Raw genomic sequence first — 23,390 nt, forward strand, 5'->3', positions numbered from 1 at the left:
GAGCGGGCGCCGGGCGCGTCGCACGGCAATCACCCGGACGCCGTCAGCGGGCCGCCCGGCCCGGCCGCGCGCTCACGCGCCGTCGGCCGGCTCCACGTCCTGCAGCAGCTGTCCGAACGCCGCCTCGTCCACCACCGGCGTGCCGTACTGACGGGCCTTCAGCACCTTGGTGGTGCCCGAGTCCGGATCGTTGGTCACCAGCAGGCTGGTCAGCCGCGACAGGCTGGTGGCCACATGCAGCCCGGCCTGCGTCGCCCGGTCCTCCAGCAGCTCCCGGTCCAGGGAGGTGTCGCCGGAGAACGCCACCCGCATGCCCTGCTTGAGGCGTTTGCCCTCCTCGTACCGGCCCGGGTTGGGGTAGGGACAGGCCGGGCGCTTGCGGGACGGACGCCAGCCGCTGCGCCGGTAGCCCCCGGATCCCCCCGGATGCTGGCGGGGCACGGGCCGGTCCGACCACTCCGTCAGCGGCCGGCACTCCAGCAGCGGCAGCCGGATGCCGCGCTCCGCCGCCGCCCTCAGGCTCGGCCGGAACGCCTCCGCCAGCACCCGCGCGTCGTCCAGGGCGTGGTGTGCGTGCCGCTGCACCACGCCGAAGTGCGCCGCCAGCGACTCCAGCTTGTGATTGGGCAGCGGCAGCCCCAGCGCCTTGGAGAGCGCGATGGTGCACAGCCGCCGGCGCACCGGTGCCTCGCGCCGCGCGCGGGCGTACTCCCGCGCGATCATCTGCCAGTCGAACACCGCGTTGTGCGCCACGAGCACCCGCCCCTGCAGCCGGGCGGCGAACTCGTCGGCGATGTCCGCGAAGACCGGCGCGCTGTCGAGGACTTCACTGGTCAGCCCGTGGATCCACACCGGACCCGGGTCGCGTTCGGGGTTGACCAGCGTGTACCAGTGGTCCTCGATCTCGCCGCGCGCGTCCAGCCGGTAGACCGCCGCGGAGATGATGCGGTCGTCGCGGGCCAGGCCGGTGGTCTCCACGTCAACGACCGCGTATCCCTGGGGATACGCGGCCGGCCATGGCGCGGGCGCGGAGCCTGCGAGCGTGCGGTCTTCGAGCATGGTCACTGAGGATAAGGGCCGCCGCCGACAGCCCGGCCCGCCGGGGCCGCGGTGCGCCCGGCCGTCCCCGCCCGCCGGGCCGGGCGCACCCCACCGGCCGTGTCCCGCTGAGGACTTCGGCCGACACCGCGTCGCACGGCCCGTCCGGTGCGGTGCGCGTGCGATGCTCCCTGCTGTGATCCAACCGACACCCGACGAGCCGCAGTCGGCATCCGACGAGGCGCACGGCGGAGCGCTCGGATCCCGGCTCAACTGGCTGCGGGCCGCCGTCCTCGGCGCCAACGACGGCATCGTCTCCACCGCCGGTCTCGTCGTCGGCGTGGCCGGTGCCACCAACTCCCGCTCGGCCCTGCTCACCGCCGGACTGGCCGGTCTGCTGGCCGGCTCGATGTCGATGGCGGCGGGGGAGTACGTCTCGGTGTCGACCCAGAGGGACTCGGAGGAGGCCGCGCTGGACGTGGAGAAGCGGTGGCTGCGCGAGCGGCCCGAGGCCGAGCTGGAGGAGCTGACCGCGATGCTGCGGGACCGCGGCCTGTCCCAGAAGGTGGCCCGGGAGGCCGCCCAGCAGCTGACCGAGCGGGACGCGCTCACGGCTCATGCACGCGTGCAACTCGGCATCGACCCCGACGAGCTGACCAACCCCTGGCACGCCGCCTGGGCGAGCTTCCTGGCGTTCACGGTCGGCGCGCTGCTGCCGCTGCTGGCGATCGTGCTGCCGCCGGCGCACCTGCGGCTGACGGTCACCGTCGTCTCCGTGCTCGCCGCGCTCGTCCTCACCGGCTGCAGCAGCGCCCGGCTGGGAGCGGCCCGGCCGGGGCGTGCGGTGGTGCGCAATGTCGCCGGCGGGACGCTCGCCATGGCCGTGACCTACGGCGTGGGAAGCCTGCTCGGCGCGTCCGCGGTCTGAGCCGCCAGGCCCTGTCCCGCTGCGGTTTCACCTGGTCACGGGGGTATCGGCGCGCGGAACGCGGGAGCCGCGGCGTACCGTGAAGGAGTCCGGCCGCCGACCGGTGCGCGGTCGCGCGGCGGACCGACGAACCGTTCATCCGACAGCCGACAAGGATCCACGTCATGCGCGCCACCACCATCCACGCTCCGTACGACATGAGGGTGGAGGACGTTCCCGATCCCTCGGTGCGGCAGCCCACCGACGCCGTGGTGCGCGTGCTGCGCGCCTGCGTCTGCGGCAGCGACCTGTGGGCCTACCGCGGGCAGGCGGAGCGGGAGCCGGGGCAGCGCATCGGGCACGAGTTCCTGGGCGTGGTCGAGGAGACCGGCAGCGAGGTGACCGGCGTCGGCACCGGCGACCTCGTGGTGGCGCCGTTCATGTGGTCCGACGGCGTGTGCGACTACTGCCGCGAGGGCCTGACCACCTCCTGCGAGCACGGCGGCTTCTGGGGCAGCCCGGGCTCCGACGGCGGCCAGGGCGAGGCGGTCCGCGTGCCTCACGCGGACGGCACCCTGGTCAAGCTCCCCAAGGACGCCGCCTCTGACGACCGTCTGCTGGCCGCGCTGCTGACCCTGTCCGACGTCCTCGGCACCGGCCACCACGCCGCCCTCGGCGCGGGCGTGCGGCCCGGCGCCACGGTCGCGGTCGTCGGGGACGGGGCCGTCGGGCTGTGCGCGGTGCTCGCCGCCAAGCGGCTGGGCGCCGAGCGGATCATCACCCTCGGCCGCCACCAGGCCCGCACCGACATCGCACGCCGCTTCGGCGCCACCGACATCGTGCCCGAGCGCGGCGACGCCGCCGTGGAGGCGGTGCGCGAGCTCACCCGCGGCCAGGGCGCCCACTCCGTGATCGAGGCGGTCGGCACCGAGCAGTCCATGCACACCGCGGTCCACCTCACCCGCGACGGAGGCGCCATCGGCTTCGTCGGCGTGCCGCACGGCAGCCAGACCGGCCTGGACCTCGGTGTGATGTTCGACCGGAACATAGCCCTGCGCGGCGGCGTGGCCCCGGTCAGGGCCTACATCCCCGAGCTGCTGCCGGACGTCCTCGACGGCACCATCGACCCCTCGCCGGTGTTCGACATGACGGTCGGTCTGGAGGGCGTGCCCGACGGCTACAAGGCCATGGACGAGCGCGTGGCGCTCAAGGTGCTCGTCACGAACTGACCGGACGGCCACGCCCTGCCGGTCCGCACCGCCCGGATCACCAGCGGATCGGCAGCGGCAGCGCCGTCAGCAGCCCGGACACCGCGATCACCAGGCCCAGCAGGGCGACCTCCGTGCGCGCCGGGACCAGGGCGCTCAGCGGGTCGGTGGCCCGGCGCAGCCGCAGCCGGGCCCACGCGGCGAGCGCGCCCACCCCGGCCACGAGGATCACCTTGGCCAGCAGGGCACGGCCGTAGGCGGTCGTGGTCAGCTGGTCGAGCACCGTGTCCGCAGGCATCCGGCGCAGCGTGCTGCACACGCCCGTGGCGGTGATCGCGGCGAGCAGCAGCGCCGCCGCACGGGCGAACCGGCCCAGCAGGGCGGCGCCCTCGTGCCCGCGCCGCACCCGCAAGGTGCGCACCACGTGCAGCAGACCGCCCGCCCACAGGGCCGCACAGGTCAGGTGCACCAGGGTCAGGGCGGAGCCGGCGAGCGCGCTGCTCTCGGTCACCGGGTGGGCGCGCAGGGCCTCGGCCAGGATCACCACGGCCAGCGGCCACACCTGGATGGACGGACGGCGGGAGAACGCGCACAGCCCGGCGGCCAGGAAGCCGTTGACCTCCAGCAGCGCCAGCACGCCGTCCCGGGTCCGGTACAGGCCGCCCACGTCGATCTGGCCCAGGCCGTGCGGGAGCAGATTGCCGGTGGCCACGACCGCGGCGAGCCCGGCGGAGGCCAGCCAGCCGGCGGCGGCCGTGTACCCGGACCAGCTGCGCGGCGGCGGCACCGGGGCGCCGGGCAGACGGGCGGCCAGCCGGTTCACGAACGCCTCGCCCACCGGCACGCAGACCGCCGCGAACAGCACCGTCCGCAGCAGACCGGTCCAGCGGACGCCGGGGGCGGCCGCCTCCCCCGTGCCGTGCAGTGCGCCGGACGGGCCGAGCAGCGGGATCAGCGCGGCCAGCATCACCAGCCCGAGGGCCGCCGCGGCCCGCGCCGTCGCGGCACGCCGGCCCGTGTCGCGGGCACCGGTCCCCCGAGCGACCTGACGTAACAGCGTCATCCCAGGATCTTCGCCAGACCGGACGAAGGCAGGCAAGAGCGCCCAGGGAAGTGGGAGATGGACATTCCGCCGTGCGCCGTCCGGTGCGCCTGTGCACCCTGGTGCGAAGGCCACGGCCCGGTCGCCGGTGCGCCCGTGCGTCCGGGTGCGAAGGCCACGGCCCGGTCGCCGGTGCGCCCGTGCCTCGGCGCCCGCGTCCGCGTCACCCGCCCGCGCCGCTCCCGTATCCGCGGCGTGCGTCCCCGGCCGGAACGCGCCCCCGGCGGAAGCCCGGTCCGTCACCGGCCGGGAAGGCGCGCACCGAGCGCGCCTTCCCGCTCCACCACGGTGATCCTCCGCAGGGCGGGATCGCCGCCCAGCGCGGACCAGCCCGGCGCGGACCATGCGCACGCGATAACGGTCATGACCGCACTATGCGGTACCTGCGCGGTCCGGACCGGCTCGATGCGTGGGTGGCTCCGGTCGGCCCGGTCTACCTGGTCACCGCGGCCAGGGCGTCCGCGATGCCCTGGCCGTAGAAGCTGTTGCGGTTCTTCGGGCCCTCGCACACCGCGTCGATCGTGCCGTCGCCGTCGATGTCGTACGGGTCGGTGCACGCGGTGGGGGTCGCTTCGGCGTGCAGCAGCGCCTTGACCTGGGCGGCCGAGGCGTGCGGGTGCGTCGACCTGATCAGCGCGGCGACGCCGACGACGTGCGGGGTGGCCATCGAGGTGCCGGACATGTACCCCCAGGTGCCGCCCGGCAGCGGGCCGAGGATCGAACCGCTGGTCGCCGGGGCCGGCGGCTTCTGGTAGGCCGTGGAGTCGCCGCCGGGCGCGGCGATGTCGATCACCGACCGGCCGTAGTTGGAGTAGGACGACTTGATGCCCTCGGCGCCGGTCGCCGCCACCGTGACCACACCGGGCAGCTGGGTCGGGATGTCGAAGCAGGAGCGGGTGTCGACCACCCGGTCACCGGGGGTGGAGTCGTTCGGGGAGGAGGGGTCGGTGATGGTGCGGGCGGCGAGGTCGTAGTTCTCGTTGCCGGCCGCGGCGACGTTGACGGTGCCCTTCTTCTCCGCGTACTGCGCGGCCCGCCGGACGGCCTCCACGAGTGCCTTCTGGTCCGGGTCGGTCACGCAGTTGAAGTACCAGGGGTCGGTGTAATAGCTGTTGTTGGTCACGTCGATGCCGTGGTCGGCCGCCCACACGAGGCCGCACACCACGGCCTCGGTGTAGAAGAATCCCTCCGGGGTGGAGACCTTGATGCCGGCCACCTTCACACCCGGCGCGACACCCGTGATGCCCACGCCGTTCTTCGCGCCCGCTATCTCACCGGCGACGTGTGTGCCGTGCGGGCTCTCCGAGGCGCTGGGCCGCCAGGCGCCGTCGGTGCGGTCCGGCTTGCCCGACACGCAGTTGACGGACGCCCGGCGGTCGAAGTTCGGGGCGATGTCGGGGTGCGTGTCGTCGACGCCGGTGTCGATGACGCCGACGGTCACCTTGGCGCTGCCCAGGGTCTTGCGGTGCGCCTTGTCCGCCTTGATGGCGGGCAGGTCCCACTGCAGCGGCTCCAGCGGGTCCTGCCCGTCGGCCGCCTCGCCCTGAGCGTTCGTCAGCTGCGCGGCGGTCAGCGGCTGCGGGACGGCCGTGTCGGTGGTCGACTGGGCGGGCAGCGGGGCGGTGCGGGTGGCGCCCGCCGAGTCGACTCCGCGCACCGTCCGGACCGTCCTGGCGAAGTCCGGGTTCGCGGAGTGGACGACGATGACGCCTATCTGGTCGTACGACGTCACCACGGTGCCGCCGGCCTTCGCTATCGCCGTGCGCACCTGCGCCGTGACCCCGTGTCCCGGGCGGACGTTGACGACGTAGCTGAGCGCGTCCGAGGCCGGGGCGGCGGCGGTGGTGTCCGCCGGGGCGGCCGACGCCGTGACGTCCGGCAGGAAGGCCACCGCGGTGGCCATGGCCATACCGAGCGGAAGGGCGAGCGCGCGGCGCAGGCGCGGCTGAGACGCTGTCATCGGTGTGTGTCTCCCGTGGGTTCGCGGTGGCGGCAGACCGGGGGCGCGCCGGTGCCCGGCCGGGGCCGGCGACCGCACAGGCCCCGGCTCGCGTGGGCGCACGGCCTGCCCGAGTGAGATGCCACGTGTGCCGATTGATCAGTACATGACGGTCGTGCTGGGCTGAAGCTATCCCGTGGCCCCGCCGGCCAGCAATGAGCCGGCCGTCACTCGTTCCGGCGACCCGCGAAGGATCCGGCCGGAGATGAACCCGTTCCCGAGCGGCGCCGTGGACGTTGGACAGGGGGACCGGCCGCCGACGTGCCCCCTGCCGCATCCACAGCCGGCCCGACGACGCGGACGTGCGCGCGTCCCGGTCCGCAACCGACCCGCACCACGAGGAGAGAAGACGTGGCCACCGAAACACCGCCACCCTCGAAGACCCAGGTCCCGCTCCCCTCCCGCGAGGAGTTCGTCCGGGTCCAGGACAGCGAGGAGTTCGTCCGACTGCGCCGCTCCTACCGCTCCTTCGCCTTTCCGCTGACCGTCGCCTTCGTCGTCTGGTACCTGCTGTACGTGCTGCTGTCCAACTACGCGGGCGGCTTCATGGGCACCCGGCTGTTCGGCAACGTCAACGTCGCCCTGGTCCTGGGCCTCGCCCAGTTCCTGACCACGTTCCTCATCGCCTGGTGGTACGCACGGCACGCAGCGGCCAAGCTCGACCCCGCGGCGAAGGCCATCAAGTCCCGGATGGAGGGCGACGCATGAGCCCGGCACTCACCCTGGCCGCCGGCGAGGCCAGTGAGCACCGCACCCTGATCGTCAGCCTGTTCGCACTCTTCGTCGTCGCCACGCTCGTCATCACCGTCTGGGCGGGGCGGCAGACCCGCGACGCCGCCGACTTCTACGCCGGCGGACGGCAGTTCAGCGGCTTCCAGAACGGCCTGGCGGTCTCCGGCGACTACATGTCCGCCGCGTCCTTCCTCGGCATCGCCGGCGCCATCGCCCTGTTCGGCTACGACGGCTTCCTGTACTCCATCGGCTTCCTCGTCGCCTGGCTGGTCGCGCTGCTGCTGGTCGCCGAACCGCTGCGCAACTCCGGCCGCTACACCATGGGCGACGTCCTGGCATACCGCATGCGCCAGCGCCCGGTGCGCACCGCCGCCGGCGTGTCCACCATCGTCGTGTCGATCTTCTACCTGCTGGCGCAGATGGCGGGCGCGGGCGTGCTGGTCTCGCTGCTGCTCGGCATCACCAGCGACGGCGGCAAAATCGGCATCGTCGCCCTGGTCGGCGTCCTGATGATCGTCTATGTCACCATCGGCGGCATGAAGGGCACCACCTGGGTGCAGATGGTCAAGGCGGTGCTGCTGATGGCCGGCGCGCTGCTGCTGACCTTCCTGGTGCTGCTGAAGTTCGACTTCGACGTCTCCGAACTGCTCGGCAGGGCCGCCGACAACAGCGGCAAGGGCGCGGCCTTCCTGGAGCCCGGCCTGAAGTACGGCGTCACCGGCACCACCAAGCTGGACTTCCTCTCGCTCGGCATCGCCCTGGTGCTCGGCACCGCCGGACTGCCGCACATCCTGATCCGCTTCTACACGGTGCCGACGGCCAAGGCGGCCCGTACGTCGGTCATCTGGGCCATCGGCCTGATCGGCGTGTTCTACCTGATGACCCTCGCCCTCGGCTTCGGCGCCGCCGCGCTGATCACACCCGACGAGATCACCTCCTCCAACAAGGCGGGCAACACCGCGGCACCGCTGCTGGCCCTGCACCTGGGCGGGGTGGACTCCACCTGGGGCGCGGTGCTGCTGGCCACCATCTCCGCGGTCGCCTTCGCCACCATCCTGGCCGTCGTCGCCGGCCTCACCCTCGCCTCGTCGTCGTCCTTCGCCCACGACATCTACGCCAACGTCATCAAGAAGGGCACCGCCACCGAGAAGCAGGAGGTCCGCGCCGCCCGCTGGGCGACCGTCGGCATCGGCGCGGTCTCCATCGTGCTGGGCGCCCTGGCCCGCGACCTGAACGTCGCCGGTCTCGTCGCCCTCGCCTTCGCGGTGGCAGCCTCCGCCAACCTGCCCACCATCCTCTACAGCCTGTTCTGGAAACGGTTCACCACCACCGGCGCCCTGTGGTCGATCTACGGCGGCCTGGTCTGCGCGGTCGGCCTGGTGCTGTTCTCGCCGGTGGTCTCCGGCAAGCCCACCTCGATGTTCCCGGACGCCGACTTCGACTTCTTCCCGCTGGAGAACCCCGGGCTGATCTCCATCCCGGCCGGCTTCCTGCTGGGCGTCGTCGGCACCCTGCTGTCCAAGGAGAAGCCGGACACCGGCGCCTACGCGGAACTGGAGGTGCGCTCCCTGACCGGCACCGGCGCCCACTGAGCGGCGCCCCCGCCCCCGCACGCACGGGACACCCATGCGGGGGCGGGGACACGGCCGCACCGAGGTGCTCCGTCCCGCGACCGAGCCGGTGTCACCGGCGGTGCGGTCGCGTAGGCTCACCAGTGAGGGAACCTCAGTGACCTACGCGGGAGGGGGCCACGTGCTCATCGACACCTTCGGCCGAGTGGCCACCGACCTGCGGGTCTCGCTCACCGACCGATGCAATCTGCGCTGCACGTACTGCATGCCCGAGGAGGGCCTGCAGTGGCTGGCCAAACCCAGCCTGCTCACGGACGACGAGATCGTCCGCCTCATCCGCATCGCGGTCACCACCCTGGGCATCACCGAGGTCCGCTTCACCGGCGGCGAGCCCCTGCTGCGCCCCGGGCTCGTCGGCATCGTGGAGCGCGTGGCGGCCCTCGACCCGCGCCCCCAGATGTCTCTGACCACCAACGGCATCGGCCTGAGGCGCACCGCGCACGCACTGAAGGCGGCGGGCCTTGACCGGGTGAACGTCTCCCTGGACACCCTCCGCCCCGAGGTGTTCAAGGCCATGACCCGCCGCGACCGGCACCGGGACGTCCTCGACGGCCTGCAGGCCGCCCGCGAGGCCGGACTGAACCCGGTCAAGGTCAACACCGTGCTGATGCCCGGGCTGAACGACGACGAGGCTTGCGACCTGCTGGCCTGGGCGATGGAGCACGACTACGAACTGCGCTTCATCGAGCAGATGCCGCTGGACGCCCAGCACGGCTGGAAGCGGGAGGGCATGGTGACGGCGGGCGACATCCTCGCCTCGCTGCGCACCCGTTTCGAGCTGATCCCGGAGGGCGCCGGGGAACGCGGCTCGGCCCCGGCCGAGCGCTGGATCGTCGACGGCGGCCCGCACCGCGTCGGGGTGATCGCCTCCGTCACCCGGCCGTTCTGCGCGGCCTGCGACCGCACCCGGCTCACCGCCGACGGCCAGATTCGCACCTGTCTGTTCGCCACCGAGGAGACCGACCTGCGCGGCGCGCTGCGCTCCGGCGCACCCGACGAGGAGATCGCCCGCATCTGGCGGCTGGCGATGTGGGGCAAGAAGGCCGGGGCGGGCCTGGACGACCCGTCGTTCGTCCAGCCGGACCGCCCCATGTCGGCGATCGGAGGCTGAGCGGCCGGGGCGGGCGCGGCCCGGGCGCTCAGGCGCCCTCGCGTGCCTCCCACTCGCTGAGCGGCACCACGTCCTTCAGGAAACCGCGCACCCCCAGGAACGCCGACAGGTGTTCCCGGTGCTCCTCGCAGGCCAGCCACGTCTTGCGGCGCTCGGGGGTGTGGATCTTCGGATTGTTCCAGGCCAGCACCCACACGGCGGCGGCACGGCAGCCCTTGGCGGAACAGATCGGGGTCTCGTCACTCACAGGTTCGTCTCACAGCCACGGCACACAAGGCGACGCCGAGCAGCCACGGGGGGAGCTGCCCGGCGTCGGTCCTGTCGCTCCGACGGGGGATGCGGAGCGCTTACGCAGTATGTCACGACACGCCCGTGCCGGAGCCCGGAACACCGCGATCCGTGTGCGCCGGCGCCGGACGTGCCACGCCGGCCCGGGTCAGGACGGGCGCCCGGGCGCCGCTCACGGTCTTTCGCCGGGCTCGCGCGCCCCGCTCGCTGTGTGCGCGGCGGGATCGTCCCGCATGTCCTGGCGCGCGCCGGCTGCCGCGCCACGGCCGGTCTCCGCCGAGCGCTCCCGCGGGCCGTCCGCGGTGCGCGGGCCCTCGTCCGGGGTGCGCGGCCCGGTCAGCATCGGCTTGGGCGGCATCGAGACGAACGTCGACGGCAGCTTCGGCGCGTTCTCCCGGCCCGCGTTGGCGATCACCACCGCGATGTAGGGCATCACCATGCCGACCACGAAGGCGGCGATGGCCACGAAACGCTGGACGTTCCACAGTCCGACCGCCAGGAGCACCGACACCGTACGGACGGACATCGAGATCACGTACCGGCGCTGGCGGCCCCGTACGTCGTCCTGCAGGCCCGCCCGGGCTCCGGTGATCCGGTAGACCGGGACGTTGCCACGGGCATGCTGCGTCCGCATCACCATTCACCATCCGCCCGCACCGGACAACTTTTCCGGGCCCGTGTCCGGCACCACCGCCGGCACACCGGCCCACACACCCCAACCGTACGCCGTCCCCTGGTCCGCCACGAGGCCGGGGCGCCCCTCGCCTGCGGAAACCACCCGCGCGGTCCGGCTGGACGGCGCCGCGCCGTCCGGGGCCACGGGGCACCCCTACGCCTGGGCGAGCCCCGCACGGACGCGCCCGACATGCGGTGCGGGACCGTCCGGCCGACACTGAGCGTGATGTTCGCGTCGATCCGGACGAGGAGGCAGCCATGGGCTGGGTGTGGGCGATCATCGTGGGTTTGATCCTGGGCCTCATCGCCAAGGCCGTCATCCCGGGCAAGCAGCACAGCCCGCTCTGGCTGACCACCCTCTTCGGTCTGCTCGGCGCCATCGTCGGCAACGCCGTCGCCCGGGCGGCCGGGGTGGAGGAGACCAGAGGCATCGACTGGACCCGGCACATCTTCCAGCTCGTGGCCGCGATCATCATCGTCGCCATCGGCGACATGCTCTACCTCGCCCTGTGGGGCAACAGGAGGCGGCGCCGCGAACGGGCCTGAGCCCGGGCGCCACGGCCCGCCCGGCGGTGCGGTGAGCGCAGGCACCCGCCCGCCGCACCTCGGCCCGGTACGCCGAAGGCGGCTCCCCCCGGGACGCCGGAGGGAGCCGCCTCGTCACGCCGTGCGCGCCCCGGCTCAGGCGCCCGTGATCTCCACCGCGGCCAGGTTCTTCTTGCCGCGGCGCAGCACCAGCCAGCGGCCGTGCAGCAGGTCCTCCCGGGAGGGGACCGCGTCCTCGGCGGTGACCTTCACGTTGTTCACGTAGGCACCGCCCTCCTTGACGGTGCGGCGCGCGGCCGACTTGCTGGGCGCCAGGCCCACCTGGGCCAGCAGGTCCACCACCGGCGCCGGCTCGGACACCGTCACGTGCGGCACCTCGGACAGCGCCGCGGCCAGCGTCCGCTCGTCCAGCCCGGCCAGCTCGCCCTGCCCGAACAGCGCCTTGGACGCGGCGATCACCGCGGCGGTCTGCTCCGCGCCGTGCACCAGCGTCGTCAGCTCCTCCGCCAGCGCCCGCTGCGCGGTCCGCGCCTGCGGCCGCTCCTGGGTCTGCCGCTCCAGCTCCTCCAGTTCCTCACGGGACCGGAAGGACAGCATGCGCAGGTAGCGGGAGACGTCCCGGTCGTCCACGTTCAGCCAGAACTGGTAGAACGCGTACGGCGTCGTCATCTCCGCGTCCAGCCACACGGCGCCGCCCTCGGTCTTGCCGAACTTGGTGCCGTCCGCCTTGGTCATCAGCGGCGTCGCCAGCGCGTGCACCTGGGCGTCCGGCTCCAGCTTGTGGATCAGGTCCAGGCCCGCGGTGAGGTTGCCCCACTGGTCGCTGCCGCCCTGCTGGAGGGTGCAGCCGTAGCGCCGGTACAGCTGCAGGAAGTCCATGCCCTGCAGGATCTGGTAGCTGAACTCGGTGTAGCTGATGCCCTGGTCGGACTCCAGGCGGCGGGCCACCGAGTCCTTGGTGAGCATCTTGTTGACGCGGAAGTGTTTGCCGATGTCCCGCAGGAACTCGATCGCGGACAGGTTCGCCGTCCAGTCGAGGTTGTTGACCATCACGGCCGCGTTCTCGCCCTCGAAGGACAGGAACGGCTCGATCTGCCGGCGCAGCTTCTCCACCCAGCCGGCCACCGTCTCCGGGTCGTTCAGCGTGCGCTCCGCGGTCGGGCGCGGGTCGCCGATCAGCCCGGTGGCGCCGCCGACCAGGGCCAGCGGCCGGTGCCCGGCCTGCTGGAGCCGGCGCACGGTGAGCACCTGCACCAGGTGTCCCACGTGGAGCGACGGGGCGGTCGGGTCGAAGCCGCAATAGAACGTGACGGGACCGTCCGCGAGCGCCTTGCGCAAAGCGTCCTCGTCAGTGGACAGGGCGAACAGCCCCCGCCACTTCAGCTCGTCGACGATGTCCGTCACGGTTCTCGTGTCTCCTCGGTGATCTTCGAACGGCCGGGCGGCGGCCGGGCACCCGCCGGCCGCCCCCGGTCCACGAACGCCTACGAGGTTATACGCCCCGGCTGACCGAGCTCATGTTGAAGTCGGGCACGCGCAGCGCGGGCATCGCGGCCCGTGTGAACCAGTCGCTCCATTCCCGCGGCAGCGTCCGCTCGGTGCGGCCCGCCTCGGTGGCCCGGGCCAGCAGGTCCACGGGCGACTCGTTGAACCGGAAGTTGTTGACCTCGGCGGTCACCTCGCCGTTCTCCACCAGGTAGACCCCGTCCCGGGTGAGCCCGGTGAGCAGCAGGGTCGCCGGGTCCACCTCGCGGATGTACCACAGGCAGGTCAGCAGCAGCCCGCGCTCGGTGCCGGCCACCATCTCCTCCAGACAGCGGTCCTCGCCGCCCGTGAGGATCAGGTTGTCGAGCGCCGGCGCGACCGGCAGCCCGGTCAGGTCCGCGCTGTGCCGGGTGGTCGTCAGATAGCGCAGCACGCCCTCGCCGATCCACTCGGTGGGGTGCGCGGGCAGCCCGTTGTCGAACACCGACCGGTCACCGCCGGAGGAGTGGGCGACGACGAACGGCGCACACTCCAGGCCCGCCTCGCCGGGATCGCTGCGCAGCGTCAGCGGCAGCCGCGCCAGCCGCTCGCCCACCCGGGTGCCGCCGCCCGGCCGGGAGAACACCGTCCGGCCCTCGGCCGCGTCCCGGCCCGAGGACGACCACAGCTGGTAGATCAGCAGGTCCGCGACCGCGGTCGGCGGCAGCAGCGTCTCGTAGCGGCCCGCGGGCAGCTCCACCCGGCGCTTCGCCCAGCCCAGCCGCGCCGCCAGCTCCTCGTCCACCGCCAGTGGGTCGACGTCGGTGAAGTCCCGCGTGCTGAGCCCCGCCCAGGCCGAGCGGGTGCGGTCGGGGGACTTCGCGTTCAGCTCGAGCGTGCCGGTGGGCTGGTCGTGCCGCAGCCGCAGCCCGGTGGAGGTGCCGAGGTAGGTGGAGACCATCTCGTGCCGGGCGAAACCGTACAGCTCGCGTCCCCCGGCCCGGGCCCGCGCGAACGACTCGCCGAGGGCGGGCGCGAAGTCCGCGAAGACGGCGGAGGAGGTCTCGGCGGGCGGCTCGGTGAAACCGGCGGACTGCGGCACCCCCGTGACCAGCGGCCGGGCGTCCTCGGCGGGCCCGGCCTCGCGTGCGGCGGCCTCGGCGGCCCGCACCAGCGGCTCCAGGTCCTCCTCGGTCACCGCCGACCGCGACACCACGCCTGCCGCGGTGCCCTCCGCGCCGTCCACGGTCGCGATCACGGTGAGCGTGCGCCCGCGCGTGACACCGTTGGTGGTGAGCGCGTTGCGCGCCCAGCGCAGATTGGCGGTGGAGTGCTCCTCGGCGATCACGACGCATCCGTCGGCCCGGGACAGCTCCAGGACGCGTTCGACGACCTCGTGCGGTGTGCTGGTACGCGGGCTCATCGGCCGGCCTCCTGGGTGGTGTTCAAGACGGTGACGCCCGTGAAGAGGGCCGAGGGGCAACCGTGGGAGACGGCCGCGATCTGGCCCGGCTGGGCCTTGCCGCAGTTGAAGGCGCCCCCGAGGACGTACGTCTGCGGGCCGCCGACCGCCGCCATGGAGCCCCAGAAGTCGGTCGTGGTCGCCTGGTAGGCGACGTCCCGCAGCTGCCCGGCCAGCCGCCCGCCTTCGATGCGGTAGAAGCGCTGCCCGGTGAACTGGAAGTTGTACCGCTGCATGTCGATGGACCACGACCGGTCCCCGACGACGTAGATGCCCCGGTCGACGCCCGCGATGAGCTCCTCGGTGGACGGCCCCGACGGGTCCGGCCGCAGCGACACGTTCGCCATGCGCTGCACGGGCACGTGCGCGGGGGAGTCGGCGAAGGCGCAGCCGTTGGACCGCTCGAAGCCGGTCAGCCGCGCGATCCGCCGGTCCAGCTGGTAGCCGACCAGGACGCCGTCGCGGACCAGGTCCCAGGACTGCGCCTCGACGCCCTCGTCGTCGTAGCCGACGGTGGCCAGGCCGTGCTCGGCGGTGCGGTCGCCGGTGACGTTCATCAGCTCCGAGCCGTAGCGCAGCGTGCCCAGCTGGTCGAAGGTGGCGAAGGAGGTGCCGGCGTAGGCGGCCTCGTAGCCGAGCGCCCGGTCCAGCTCGGTGGCGTGACCGACGGACTCGTGGAGGGTCAGCCACAGATTGGACGGGTCGATCACCAGGTCGTACGTGCCCGGCTCCACGCTGGGCGCGCGCATCTTCTCGGCGAGCAGCTCCGGCAGCTGCTCCAGCTCGGCGTCCCAGTCCCAGCCGGTGCCGGTCAGGTACTCCCAGCCGCGTCCCGTGGGCGGGGCCAGGGTGCGCATGGAGTCGAACTCGCCGGTGGTGCCGTCCACGGACACGGCGGTCAGCTGCGGATGCAGCCGCACCCGCTGCTGCGTGGTCACGGTGCCCGCGAGGTCGGCGTAGAACTTGTTCTCGTGCACGGCGAGGAGCGAGGCGTCCACGTGGTCGACGACGTCGGCCGCGAGCAGCCGCCGGCTCCACTCGGCGAGCAGCGCCGTCTTCTCCGTGTCGGGCACCGTGAACGGGTCGGTCTCGTAGGACGAGATCCACGTCCGGTCGGCGTGCACCGGCTCGTCGGCCAGCTCCACCCGGTCGCCGGCCCCGGCCGCCCGGCCGATCTGCGCGGACAGCTTCGCCATGGCCACCGCCTGGGAGGCCACCTTCGCCGCGCCGGCCAGGGTCAGGTCCATGCCGGAGGCGAACCCCCAGGCGCCGTCGTGCACGACCCGCACCGCGTAGCCCAGGTCGGTGGTGTCCGACGACCCGGTCGGGCGGGCGTCCCGCAGCCGCCAGGAGGCGCTGCGCACCCGCTCCAGCCGGAAGTCCGCGTGCTCGGCCCCCAGCGCCCGCGCGCGTGCCAGCGCGGCGTCCGCCAGGGGACGGAGGGGAAGGGCCGTGAAGGTCGGGTCGATGCCATGGGCCACGGGAGGCTCCCCAGGTGGTGAGTTCTTGGCAGTCTGAGCGGGCTACGACGTTCGGCGTCGCAGTGCAGTATGTCCCGCGGTCACCGACGGGCTCAGCGGGAACTCCCGAGTGCCGGCTCTGCGCGTCCCGCCGGCACTGCTGCAAGAACGTGTACCCGCGCGTGAGGCCAGTGGCATCATGTCGGCATGCAGGGGTGGGGGAACGATTTCCGCAACTGGCTCTCCTCACTCGATGAGCCCGCCGTCCGCAGTCTGCTGACCTGGCATCAATACCTGCGTACCCAGAGCTGCACAGCACGCCACGACACCCGGCTCCGGGGCCGTGCCTCCATATCGCGACGTGACATGAACGCCTATCGGGCGTGGGTCGCACGGGCGCGGCCGGCACAGCTCACCGAGGCCGCCCGGTCAGGCCTGAGCTGGGCGTCACGAGTACTGATCGACGAACACGGCTGCCCGCCGGACGTCGTCTGGCGACCGCAGCCGGACCAGTTGCGGGCCCTGCTCGAGGTCCTCGAGCCGACCCTCGCCCGGTGCGCCTTGTACGGCCTGCTCTCGGCCGAGCCGGGCGAACTGCCGGCCGCGGAGACTGCACGGGCCTACCTGGACGTCCTCAGGGCAGCCGCAGACCAGCAGCCGCCCTCGAACCTGGCCGAGACCCTCAGGAGAGTCGTGACAACAGCAGGGGATCAGGACACGGGCGGCACGGCCGCCGCTGCCCGGGACCTGCCCGGAGGCAGCGCAGAAGAAGACGCCGTCGCAGCCGCCCCGCACCGGCCGGGCCCACTGGACGACGGACTGGCCCAACTCCGCGACCTGGGCGGGCACGTGGCGGTGACACTGCGGGCCGCCGCCGACGACGTGGAGAGCGGCCGCCGGCCTGGCGGAACGGACGATCTGGTCGCCTCGCTCACCGCCTGGGCCGCCCTGCGCGACCAAGTCGCGGACCTCTGCGCCGACACCGGCGTCGACTGGCCCGACGGGGCCGGCTACACCTGGCTGGCAGCGGAGAGGCAGCGCTTGGACAAGATCCGGGCCGAACGGGCCGCTCTGGAAGAGCGCGCCAGGTCCTACGAGGCCCTGATCGAGCAAGCCGGGGACCCGGAGGAGGCGGCGACACTCGGCATGCTGCGCGACAGGCTGTACGCGCAGATCGAGGAACTCTCGGCCGCCCTCGGCAAGGGCGTCGGCACAGCGGGGAACGGCCGGAGCCGGGAGCCGTTGTCCGGCATCTCTCCGGCCGGGGATGCCGGGGAGAGCCGCCCCGCTGCGGGCACCGTCGCCGGGGAGCCGGACGGCGGCGGACGAGGCGGCGCGAAGCAAACGGAGGACGACACCCGGACGGCGGAAACCGAGATACCGCAGCCGCGGCAGGGTGACGAGCCGGTACAGGAGGCCGACCGACGGGAGACGGCTCCCGCGCACCTGCCCCCGGCGGCAGCCGCACCGCAGGACGGCGACGGATCCCCGCAGGCCGGCATGTCCGCGGCGGAGCGAACGCAGCCCGAGCAGCCGGAACCGGAGCCGCAGCGGCCGGGGGAACCGACGGAGCAGTCCGGCTCCTCCGGCCCCACCGCCTCCCTCGCCGTTGGTGCCGCCCCCCATACCGTGGCGGCGGACCTTTCCGAGCCCGAGCGCCCCACCGCGGACACCTCCGGAGACACGGACGCGCCACCTGCCGTACCCGCGGACACGGCCCCTGACCCGCGCGAGCAGCTCGACGACGAGACCGGTGAAGGCGCCGGTGAACCGGGCACGGCTCCGGACCAGGAGCCCTGGCCCGCTTCGGTCGCGGACGCGGACTGGGACGTCCAGGCGCCGTGGGAGACCGGACACGAGCCGCCGGTGGTGCGGCTCGTGCGCTCCGGGCGGCTTGCCGAGGCCTACTGGATGACGCAGGCGTCGGCCGAGCCGGATGTCCGTGCGCGGGCGCTGGCGTTCGCGGCCGCCGCGTTCCGGTGCACGACCGAATCGGAGGCCACGGACGTGCAGATCCTGCACGACCTGGACCCGGCACCGCTCGCCCAGGACCGGGACGCCCACCTGGTCGCCCTCGTCGCCGCCCTGCGTACAGGGCTGACCGCGCGCTGGCCGCACACGTTGGTCAGCGACTTCACGGCACCGGCCGGGTTGGCGGGCCCCTGGCAGGAACTGCTCACCGTCCTCGTCGCGGCCGTGCGCAACGGGCGGTCCTTCGACCCCGGGACCCAGCACGCCGACGACGTCCACCAGGAGCAGGATCTGCGTGAGGAACTCGGTGTCCAGGCGAGGCAGCTGCTGGAGAGGCTCGCGGGAGGCAAGACCAAGTACCAGCGGGCCACGCGTGTCCTGCAGTACCTCGTCGGCCGCACGGGCGAACTCGGCCGGGCGCTGCGTGACGTCATCCACTGGGTGGACGGCGGCCCCCTGCCCGCCGACGGGTTCCGCGCCAGGGCCGAGGCGCTGCGCGATCAGGACCACATCGACCGGCTGATCGACCAGACCGACAGCCGGTTCCGTACCCCGAAACAGGCGAAGGAACCGATCACCGCGGGTGCGCTGCGACAGCTGCACGCCGCCTGCCGGAGCGTGTCCGACCTGCTCACCAAGGCCGACGCCGTCGCCGCCAGCCTGATGCGTCCGTCCGGAACGGCTCAGTCCGGCATCCCGGACCTGGCGGCGGCACGCCGTGGACTGCGGGAGGTGCCGCCGCCCCCGGGCGTCGGCGGTGCGGCCCTGCTCCTGCTGCACAACTGGCTGGACGGCAAGGCGCCCGTCCTGCCCTTCGAAGACCTCCCGGAGCGGGACGGCGAAAGCGAGAGACTGCGGCCCTCGGCCGACTGCCTGCTCGTACTGCCCGATTTGCCACGGGATGACATGGGCATGCCTGATTTGCGCGACCCGCGCACGGGCCGCCGCATGGCCGCTCTCATGGCACCCCCGGACGTCGAGCACGCGCTCCGCCGGTACCTCGATCGTGGTGACCTCCACCTGGCCCGTGGTCTGGTGGACGCCGTCCGACGGGACCCGGCCGGGCACGGTGTCACCGACTCCAAGTGGGCCGACAGCGCCGAGCGCCGTCTGCAGCAGGCACGCGAGAACTGGCGTGAGAAGGTCCGGTGCCGGCACACGGAAGCGGCCGATGTGCTGGCCCAGATGCGGACTCTCAACCTGCTCGCGCCGGATCAGGAGCGCCAGTTCACGGGCCGGCTCCAGGAATTCGCCCACGGTGAGGACGCCGGCCGCTACCGGTACGCGATGGCACGTCTGGACGAGCTGAGCCAGGAGCTGTCCCAGCTCGTGCAGCAGTCGACCCAGCGCCAGCGTCAGGAGCTGGAACAGCTGCGCCTGACACCAGGGAGGCTCAGCGAGGCCGAGTACGACCGCATCGCCAGACTGATCACCGAAGGCGACACGGTGACGGCGGAAGAATTCCTGGCGCTCGCACGGGGCGGCAAGCCCCTGCCCGAGCGGCCCGAGGACGACGGGACGGAACTCGCGGACTTCCTCGACGGTCTGACGGGTTCGGGTGTCCCGCAGCCGGGCGGTGACGGAGTCGACGCCGACTGGTGGGCCAGCACCTACGGCTCGGACGCCCCGCTGACCGAAGCGGCCGAGCTGGGGCTCGAGTCCTGGAAGGCGCTGTGCACACGGCACGGACGCACCAATGAATGGAAGCAGCATCTGCCCCGCGTGCTCAGGCTGCTGGGCCTCGAGCCCTCCGGCACGCCCGTGGCGGAGACCCGGAGCCAGGGAGTGCGCCGGTTCAGGGTGCGGGCCAGGGTCGCGGAACGCACCGGGTACGTGGCGGCGCTGGGGTCCCAGGCGACGTCCTACACCGTCCAGCTCATCTGGGAGGAACAGCGGGCGAACGGGCCGCTGGCCCACCTGGAGGACGGGGACGTCGACGCCAACCTGGTTCTCTACCTGCATCCGCTCGGTGTCGAGGGACGCCGTCGGCTGGCGGACGCATCGCGCTCCGGGGGGCAGCAGGCCCTGGTCATCGATCCGGCCGTGGCCGGGTGGATGGCAGCCCGGGCCCCCGGCAGCTTCCGCGCACTGCAGCGGGTCACCCTGCCCTGGGCCGCCTACAACCCGTACACGCCGTTCGTGGCAGGCCTGGTCCCGCCCGAGGTCTTCTACGGCCGTGACGAGGAGATGCGCGAGGTCATGGACCCGCGCGGTGGACTCTTCCTGTACGGGGGACGGCAGCTCGGCAAGTCCGCGCTGCTGCGCAGGGTCGCGGAGATCTTCCGTCGGCGTTCGGACGACTACATCGCCGTGTACCTCGATCTGCTCAAGGCGGAGATCGGCCAGGCCGAGGCCCCCGACAAGATCTGGAGTCTGCTCGCGGAGGAGCTGAAGCGCCGGGGTGTGTTCAACAGCCGGTTGTCCGAGCAGGCCGGCCCGGATGTGATCGCGCGCCGGCTCGGCGACTGGCTGGACGAGGACACATCCCGTCGGCTGCTCGTGCTCGCCGACGAGGCCGACGCGTTTCTCACCGCCGACTCGCGCCGGACCTTCAAGATCGGTGGCGAGTCGACCTTCCCGAACGTCAAGCGCTTCCAGCAGCTCATGGAGCGCTCCGACCGCCGCTTCAAGATCGTCTTCGCGGGTCTTCACCAGGTTCAGCGTTTCGGCGCCTTGTCGAACGTCTCGACCGCCCACGGCGGACCCGACGTTCTGGTGGGGCCCCTCAAGCCTCAGGCGGCACTCCGGCTCGTCACCGAGCCCATGGCCGCACTCGGCTACGTCTTCGCCCGGCCGGAGCTGGTCTGGCGGATCCTAGCCATCACCAACTACCAGGCGAACCTCGTACAGATTTTCTGCAGCGAGCTCGTGCGGACCCTGCACTCCCGTCCGTACGTCCCGACCGGCCGGGCCACTGAGATCACCGACAGCGACGTGCAGGAGGTCGCCGCCTCCGAGACGCTGCGCCGTCGCATCGCCGAACGCCTGAGGTTCACCATCAACCTGGAGGACCGGTACCGCGTTCTCGCCCTCGTCATCGCCCTGCGCAGCCTGGAGGACGGGTACCGAGGCGGCTACAGCGCCAAGGAGCTGCTGGATCTCGCCCGGGACGCCTGGCCGGAAGGGTTCGAGGAGTGCGGCGTGCAGCAGGCCGAGATCTACCTCACCGAGATGGTCGGCCTCGGACTGCTCATCCGGCTCGGTGACCGGGCCGGCTTCGCCGTGCGCAGCCCCAACGTGGTGAACATGCTGGGCACCCGCGAGGAGCTGGAACTGGAGCTGCACGAGACCGAGTTCGGCCTGCCCTACGACTACAACCCGCGCGCCGCCCGCCGTGTCCTGGGCCGGGACCGCAACACCGGTGTCCAGCGCTACAGCCCCCTCACCGAGGGCCAGCTGCACGAAGCCGCCCAGCCCGGCGTCTCGGTGGTGGCGACGACCGCTCTCCACCAGCCCGCTCTGGTGCTGCAGGCCGTCGCCGCGTTCGCCGAGGGACGCGGTGTGAAGGTCTTCCGCGTGGAGCGCGGAGCGGATCTGCGCTCCGGCCTGTCGGGCGCCGCCGCGGCCCGCCCGCGACGCGCCCATGTGGTCCTCGCCGATCTGCGCGGCATTCCCGCCGACGACCTCGACGAACAGCTGCGGCTGTGTGTGGACCACGCGGGACCCGCCGCGGACAAGCACGTACCCCAGAACGAAGGGCGCAAGGACAAGCAGACCAGGTCCGTGCTCGTCCTCGCCGACGCCGAGACCGTCGCGAGTCTGCGGGCCACCGACGACGGCCGCCGCCTGCGCGTGCGGGTCCTGCAGCCGCGCCGCTGGACGGCGGACTCGCTGCGGGCGTGGCCGGAGTGCCCGTTCGTCTCACGCGAGGACCGTCGCCGGCTGACCGCCGCCACCTCCGGCTGGCCGTACTGGACGGAGGTCGCTGTGGCCGATGTGTCGTTGCGGGGAGCCACCCTCGACGACGCCGTGGACAACATCCGCAAGGTGACGGCGAAACCGGGGAACGTGGCGGAGCACCTCCGGCAGTCCGGACTGACGGAACAAGACCTGTCTCTGCTGGAGATGTGGACCGCGTATGTCGAGGAGGGGCAAGGCGTCCCCGTCGACGACGTGCAGGCGGCAACCGGGCTGTCCGCCGACGAGACCCGCGAGTGGCTGGCCCATCTGGACCGGCTGGACGTGCTGGACGAGGTCGACAAGGGCTTGGCCGTGGACCCCGTCACCTTCCGCGCCGTGCGGGCTCGGGCTGCGGAGGCCCCGTGACGTCGGAGCAGGACGACACGGCACTCCTCGGCCTGCCCGGGGTCAGACGGCAGCTGGCGGCGATCGAGGCCGACCTGACGGCGGGACTGCACTGCCTGTGGCTGCTGCCGGACGCGCTCGTCGGCACCGGCGAGGCCGAGGAGCTGTACCGGGCCGCGCTGCACACGTCGCCGGACCGCCTGGACGTGTCCCCTCCGGCGGTCCTCGCGGTGCCCGCCCCCCGATCCCCCGGTGCGCTCGAGGACCACAGCCCGACAGCGGCGGACGAAGAAGTGTTCCAGGAGGACGAAGTTTGGCACGATCTGCCCGCCCTCGACTTCGACACCGGGTTCGACATCGGCTGGGCCGACGCCGCACCGGTGCGGACACGCATCCGCACGCGGAAGCACGCCGTTCCGGAGCTGTTCGAACGTCTCGCCGAGCAGCTGGACGTCGCCCCTGGTGAGGTGATCGAGCGGCTCACGGACAGGACGCGGCGCTGGCGGCCGGTCATCGGTCTGCGTGCCTGGTGTGAACCGGACGACCCGGGCGGCACCGCACTCGGCGGTACGGGAGGCGGCCACAGGGGAAGCGGGGTCGAGCGGCTTCTGCGTGCACTGACCTCGGCTGTGAAGGAGGCGGGTCTGCCGCCCGAGGAACGCCCCCGGCTTCTCGTCGTGGCCCGGCTGGACGACCTTCCCGAGGCACTGGTCGACGAGCTGGACCGGGACATCGCCACGACCGCCGTGCACTGGTGGTGGGGGACGCTCGGACGCCTGGACACCGGTGTCGTCGTGGCGGCCGCCGGGGGACGTGCCCGGGGCGGTGGGCTGGAGCAGCGCATCCTGGACGACGTACGGGAAGAGACGGTCACCGAACTCTCGGCCTTCGACCTGTCTCTGGCCCGTAGGCTGGCGGCCGCCTGGGACGGCACGACCGGCCACTTGGCACAGGCCCTGCGCTCCTGCCTCGACAACACCCTGATCGCGGATGCCGCGTCGTGTCCCGACGGCCCCATCGACGCCGGCACCCGCCGCCGACCCAGCTCCGTGCTGCGCCGTGCCTGGGCCCGGGGGCTGGTACAGGCATGGGAAGGGCGACTGCGGCGACATCCGGCGGGCTGGTACACGCAGGGCCGGCCCGGCGTGCTGCCGCCGGAACTGAACGTCCTGGTCGGGCAGGCCCAGCAGCGGGTGCTGGCCCCCTGGATCGAGGAGACCCGCGCCCACCTCGCCCGTCTCGCCGTCCGGTACACATCGCAGCCGCTGCACGCTTTGGTCACCGCCTACAGCGCCCGGCCGCCCGCAGACGTCCGGGACCGCGCGGAGTCGGCCTTTTTGCAGCTGGAGGTCGGCTCGCTGCTCGCGGCGCATCACGACGGCGGTATCACCTTCCCGGAGGAGGAAGTCGGCCTGCTCAAGGTCCTCGCCAAGGTCAGGAACATCCTCGCCCACCGAGGCGCACTCCACGATCGGACGCTGCGTACGCTGTGCGACGAGCTGACGCTGGCCCATCGGCGGTGGGCGAAACTGTAGAGACCCCACAGTGACT

The 23,390-nt window shown here is 72.8% G+C and carries 17 protein-coding genes; 8 read left to right on the forward strand and 9 right to left on the reverse strand.

From position 1 onward, the window contains the following. Nucleotides 1-72 precede the first annotated feature (72 nt). Nucleotides 73-1,059 (reverse strand): DEDDh family exonuclease, encoded by a 987-nt coding sequence (locus IE286_RS05100; protein WP_189795390.1) that lies wholly within the window; start codon nt 1,057-1,059, stop codon nt 73-75. A gap of 163 nt (nt 1,060-1,222) precedes the next feature. On the opposite strand from IE286_RS05100, the gene IE286_RS05105 reads away from it, so the two are divergent. Both IE286_RS05105 and IE286_RS05110 read left to right on the forward strand, forming a co-directional pair. Then, nucleotides 1,223-1,966: a VIT1/CCC1 transporter family protein gene (locus IE286_RS05105; protein ID WP_189795391.1), complete on the forward strand. Its 744-nt coding sequence runs from the start codon at nt 1,223-1,225 to the stop codon at nt 1,964-1,966. Between the two features lie 164 nt (nt 1,967-2,130). Further along, on the forward strand, nt 2,131-3,174 hold the full coding sequence (locus tag IE286_RS05110; protein ID WP_189795392.1) for a zinc-dependent alcohol dehydrogenase family protein: 1,044 nt from the start codon (nt 2,131-2,133) through the stop codon (nt 3,172-3,174). 37 nt (nt 3,175-3,211) lie between these two features. Here the strand turns inward: IE286_RS05110 and IE286_RS05115 are convergent, their stop codons facing one another. The 3 genes from IE286_RS05115 to IE286_RS05120 all read right to left on the reverse strand — a co-directional run bounded on the left by IE286_RS05115 (nt 3,212) and on the right by IE286_RS05120 (nt 6,215). Next, nucleotides 3,212-4,216, reverse strand: coding sequence for a CopD family protein (locus IE286_RS05115; RefSeq protein ID WP_189795393.1), 1,005 nt, complete (start codon nt 4,214-4,216; stop codon nt 3,212-3,214). A 278-nt stretch (nt 4,217-4,494) separates the two neighbouring features. Continuing rightward, a complete protein-coding gene (locus IE286_RS27575; RefSeq protein ID WP_267969728.1) occupies nt 4,495-4,620 on the reverse strand; it encodes a hypothetical protein in 126 nt (41 codons plus the stop codon). Between the two features lie 68 nt (nt 4,621-4,688). Further along, the gene (locus IE286_RS05120; RefSeq protein ID WP_189795394.1) at nt 4,689-6,215 is read right to left on the reverse strand and encodes a S8 family peptidase; all 1,527 of its coding nucleotides are present in this window, start codon (nt 6,213-6,215) and stop codon (nt 4,689-4,691) included. A gap of 390 nt (nt 6,216-6,605) precedes the next feature. Between IE286_RS05120 and IE286_RS05125 the strand changes: the two genes are divergently transcribed. From IE286_RS05125 to moaA, 3 genes are all read left to right on the forward strand, one after another. Next, the gene (locus tag IE286_RS05125; protein ID WP_189795395.1) at nt 6,606-6,962 is read left to right on the forward strand and encodes a DUF485 domain-containing protein; all 357 of its coding nucleotides are present in this window, start codon (nt 6,606-6,608) and stop codon (nt 6,960-6,962) included. Beyond that, nucleotides 6,959-8,578 (forward strand): monocarboxylic acid transporter, encoded by a 1,620-nt coding sequence (locus IE286_RS05130; RefSeq protein WP_189795396.1) that lies wholly within the window; start codon nt 6,959-6,961, stop codon nt 8,576-8,578. Before IE286_RS05125 ends, IE286_RS05130 begins: the two co-directional genes overlap by 4 nt. Nucleotides 8,579-8,738: 160 nt before the next feature. Then, a complete protein-coding gene (moaA, locus tag IE286_RS05135) occupies nt 8,739-9,728 on the forward strand; it encodes a GTP 3',8-cyclase MoaA (protein ID WP_229861959.1) in 990 nt (329 codons plus the stop codon). Between the two features lie 28 nt (nt 9,729-9,756). Here moaA and IE286_RS05140 read toward each other — a convergent pair whose 3' ends face one another. Together IE286_RS05140 and IE286_RS05145 are read right to left on the reverse strand one after the other, a co-directional pair. Continuing rightward, entirely contained in the window at nt 9,757-9,975 is a 219-nt protein-coding gene (locus IE286_RS05140) for a hypothetical protein (protein WP_189795398.1), read from the reverse strand. 213 nt (nt 9,976-10,188) lie between these two features. Then, nucleotides 10,189-10,650, reverse strand: a complete 462-nt coding sequence (locus IE286_RS05145; protein ID WP_189795399.1) for a DUF3099 domain-containing protein — start codon at nt 10,648-10,650, stop codon at nt 10,189-10,191. 299 nt (nt 10,651-10,949) lie between these two features. On the opposite strand from IE286_RS05145, the gene IE286_RS05150 reads away from it, so the two are divergent. Then, nucleotides 10,950-11,237, forward strand: coding sequence for a GlsB/YeaQ/YmgE family stress response membrane protein (locus IE286_RS05150; protein WP_189795400.1), 288 nt, complete (start codon nt 10,950-10,952; stop codon nt 11,235-11,237). Nucleotides 11,238-11,372: 135 nt separating this feature from the next. On the opposite strand, the gene tyrS is transcribed toward IE286_RS05150, so the two are convergent. From tyrS to IE286_RS05165, 3 genes are all read right to left on the reverse strand, one after another. Next, complete coding sequence (tyrS, locus tag IE286_RS05155) at nt 11,373-12,641, reverse strand: tyrosine--tRNA ligase (protein WP_189795401.1); 1,269 nt, start codon at nt 12,639-12,641, stop codon at nt 11,373-11,375. Between the two features lie 88 nt (nt 12,642-12,729). Beyond that, a complete protein-coding gene (locus IE286_RS05160) occupies nt 12,730-14,124 on the reverse strand; it encodes a metallopeptidase TldD-related protein (RefSeq protein ID WP_189795402.1) in 1,395 nt (464 codons plus the stop codon). Beyond that, on the reverse strand, nt 14,121-15,644 hold the full coding sequence (locus IE286_RS05165; protein ID WP_189795403.1) for a TldD/PmbA family protein: 1,524 nt from the start codon (nt 15,642-15,644) through the stop codon (nt 14,121-14,123). The genes IE286_RS05160 and IE286_RS05165 overlap by 4 nt, the downstream gene beginning before the upstream one ends. 345 nt (nt 15,645-15,989) lie before the next feature. On the opposite strand from IE286_RS05165, the gene IE286_RS05170 reads away from it, so the two are divergent. Both IE286_RS05170 and IE286_RS05175 read left to right on the forward strand, forming a co-directional pair. After that, nucleotides 15,990-21,860: a hypothetical protein gene (locus IE286_RS05170; RefSeq protein WP_189795404.1), complete on the forward strand. Its 5,871-nt coding sequence runs from the start codon at nt 15,990-15,992 to the stop codon at nt 21,858-21,860. Then, nucleotides 21,857-23,374, forward strand: a complete 1,518-nt coding sequence (locus IE286_RS05175; protein WP_189795405.1) for a hypothetical protein — start codon at nt 21,857-21,859, stop codon at nt 23,372-23,374. Before IE286_RS05170 ends, IE286_RS05175 begins: the two co-directional genes overlap by 4 nt. Nucleotides 23,375-23,390 lie beyond the last annotated feature (16 nt).

The organism is Streptomyces thermodiastaticus (assembly GCF_014656135.1).
In the GTDB taxonomy this organism is placed as follows: domain Bacteria; phylum Actinomycetota; class Actinomycetes; order Streptomycetales; family Streptomycetaceae; genus Streptomyces; species Streptomyces thermodiastaticus.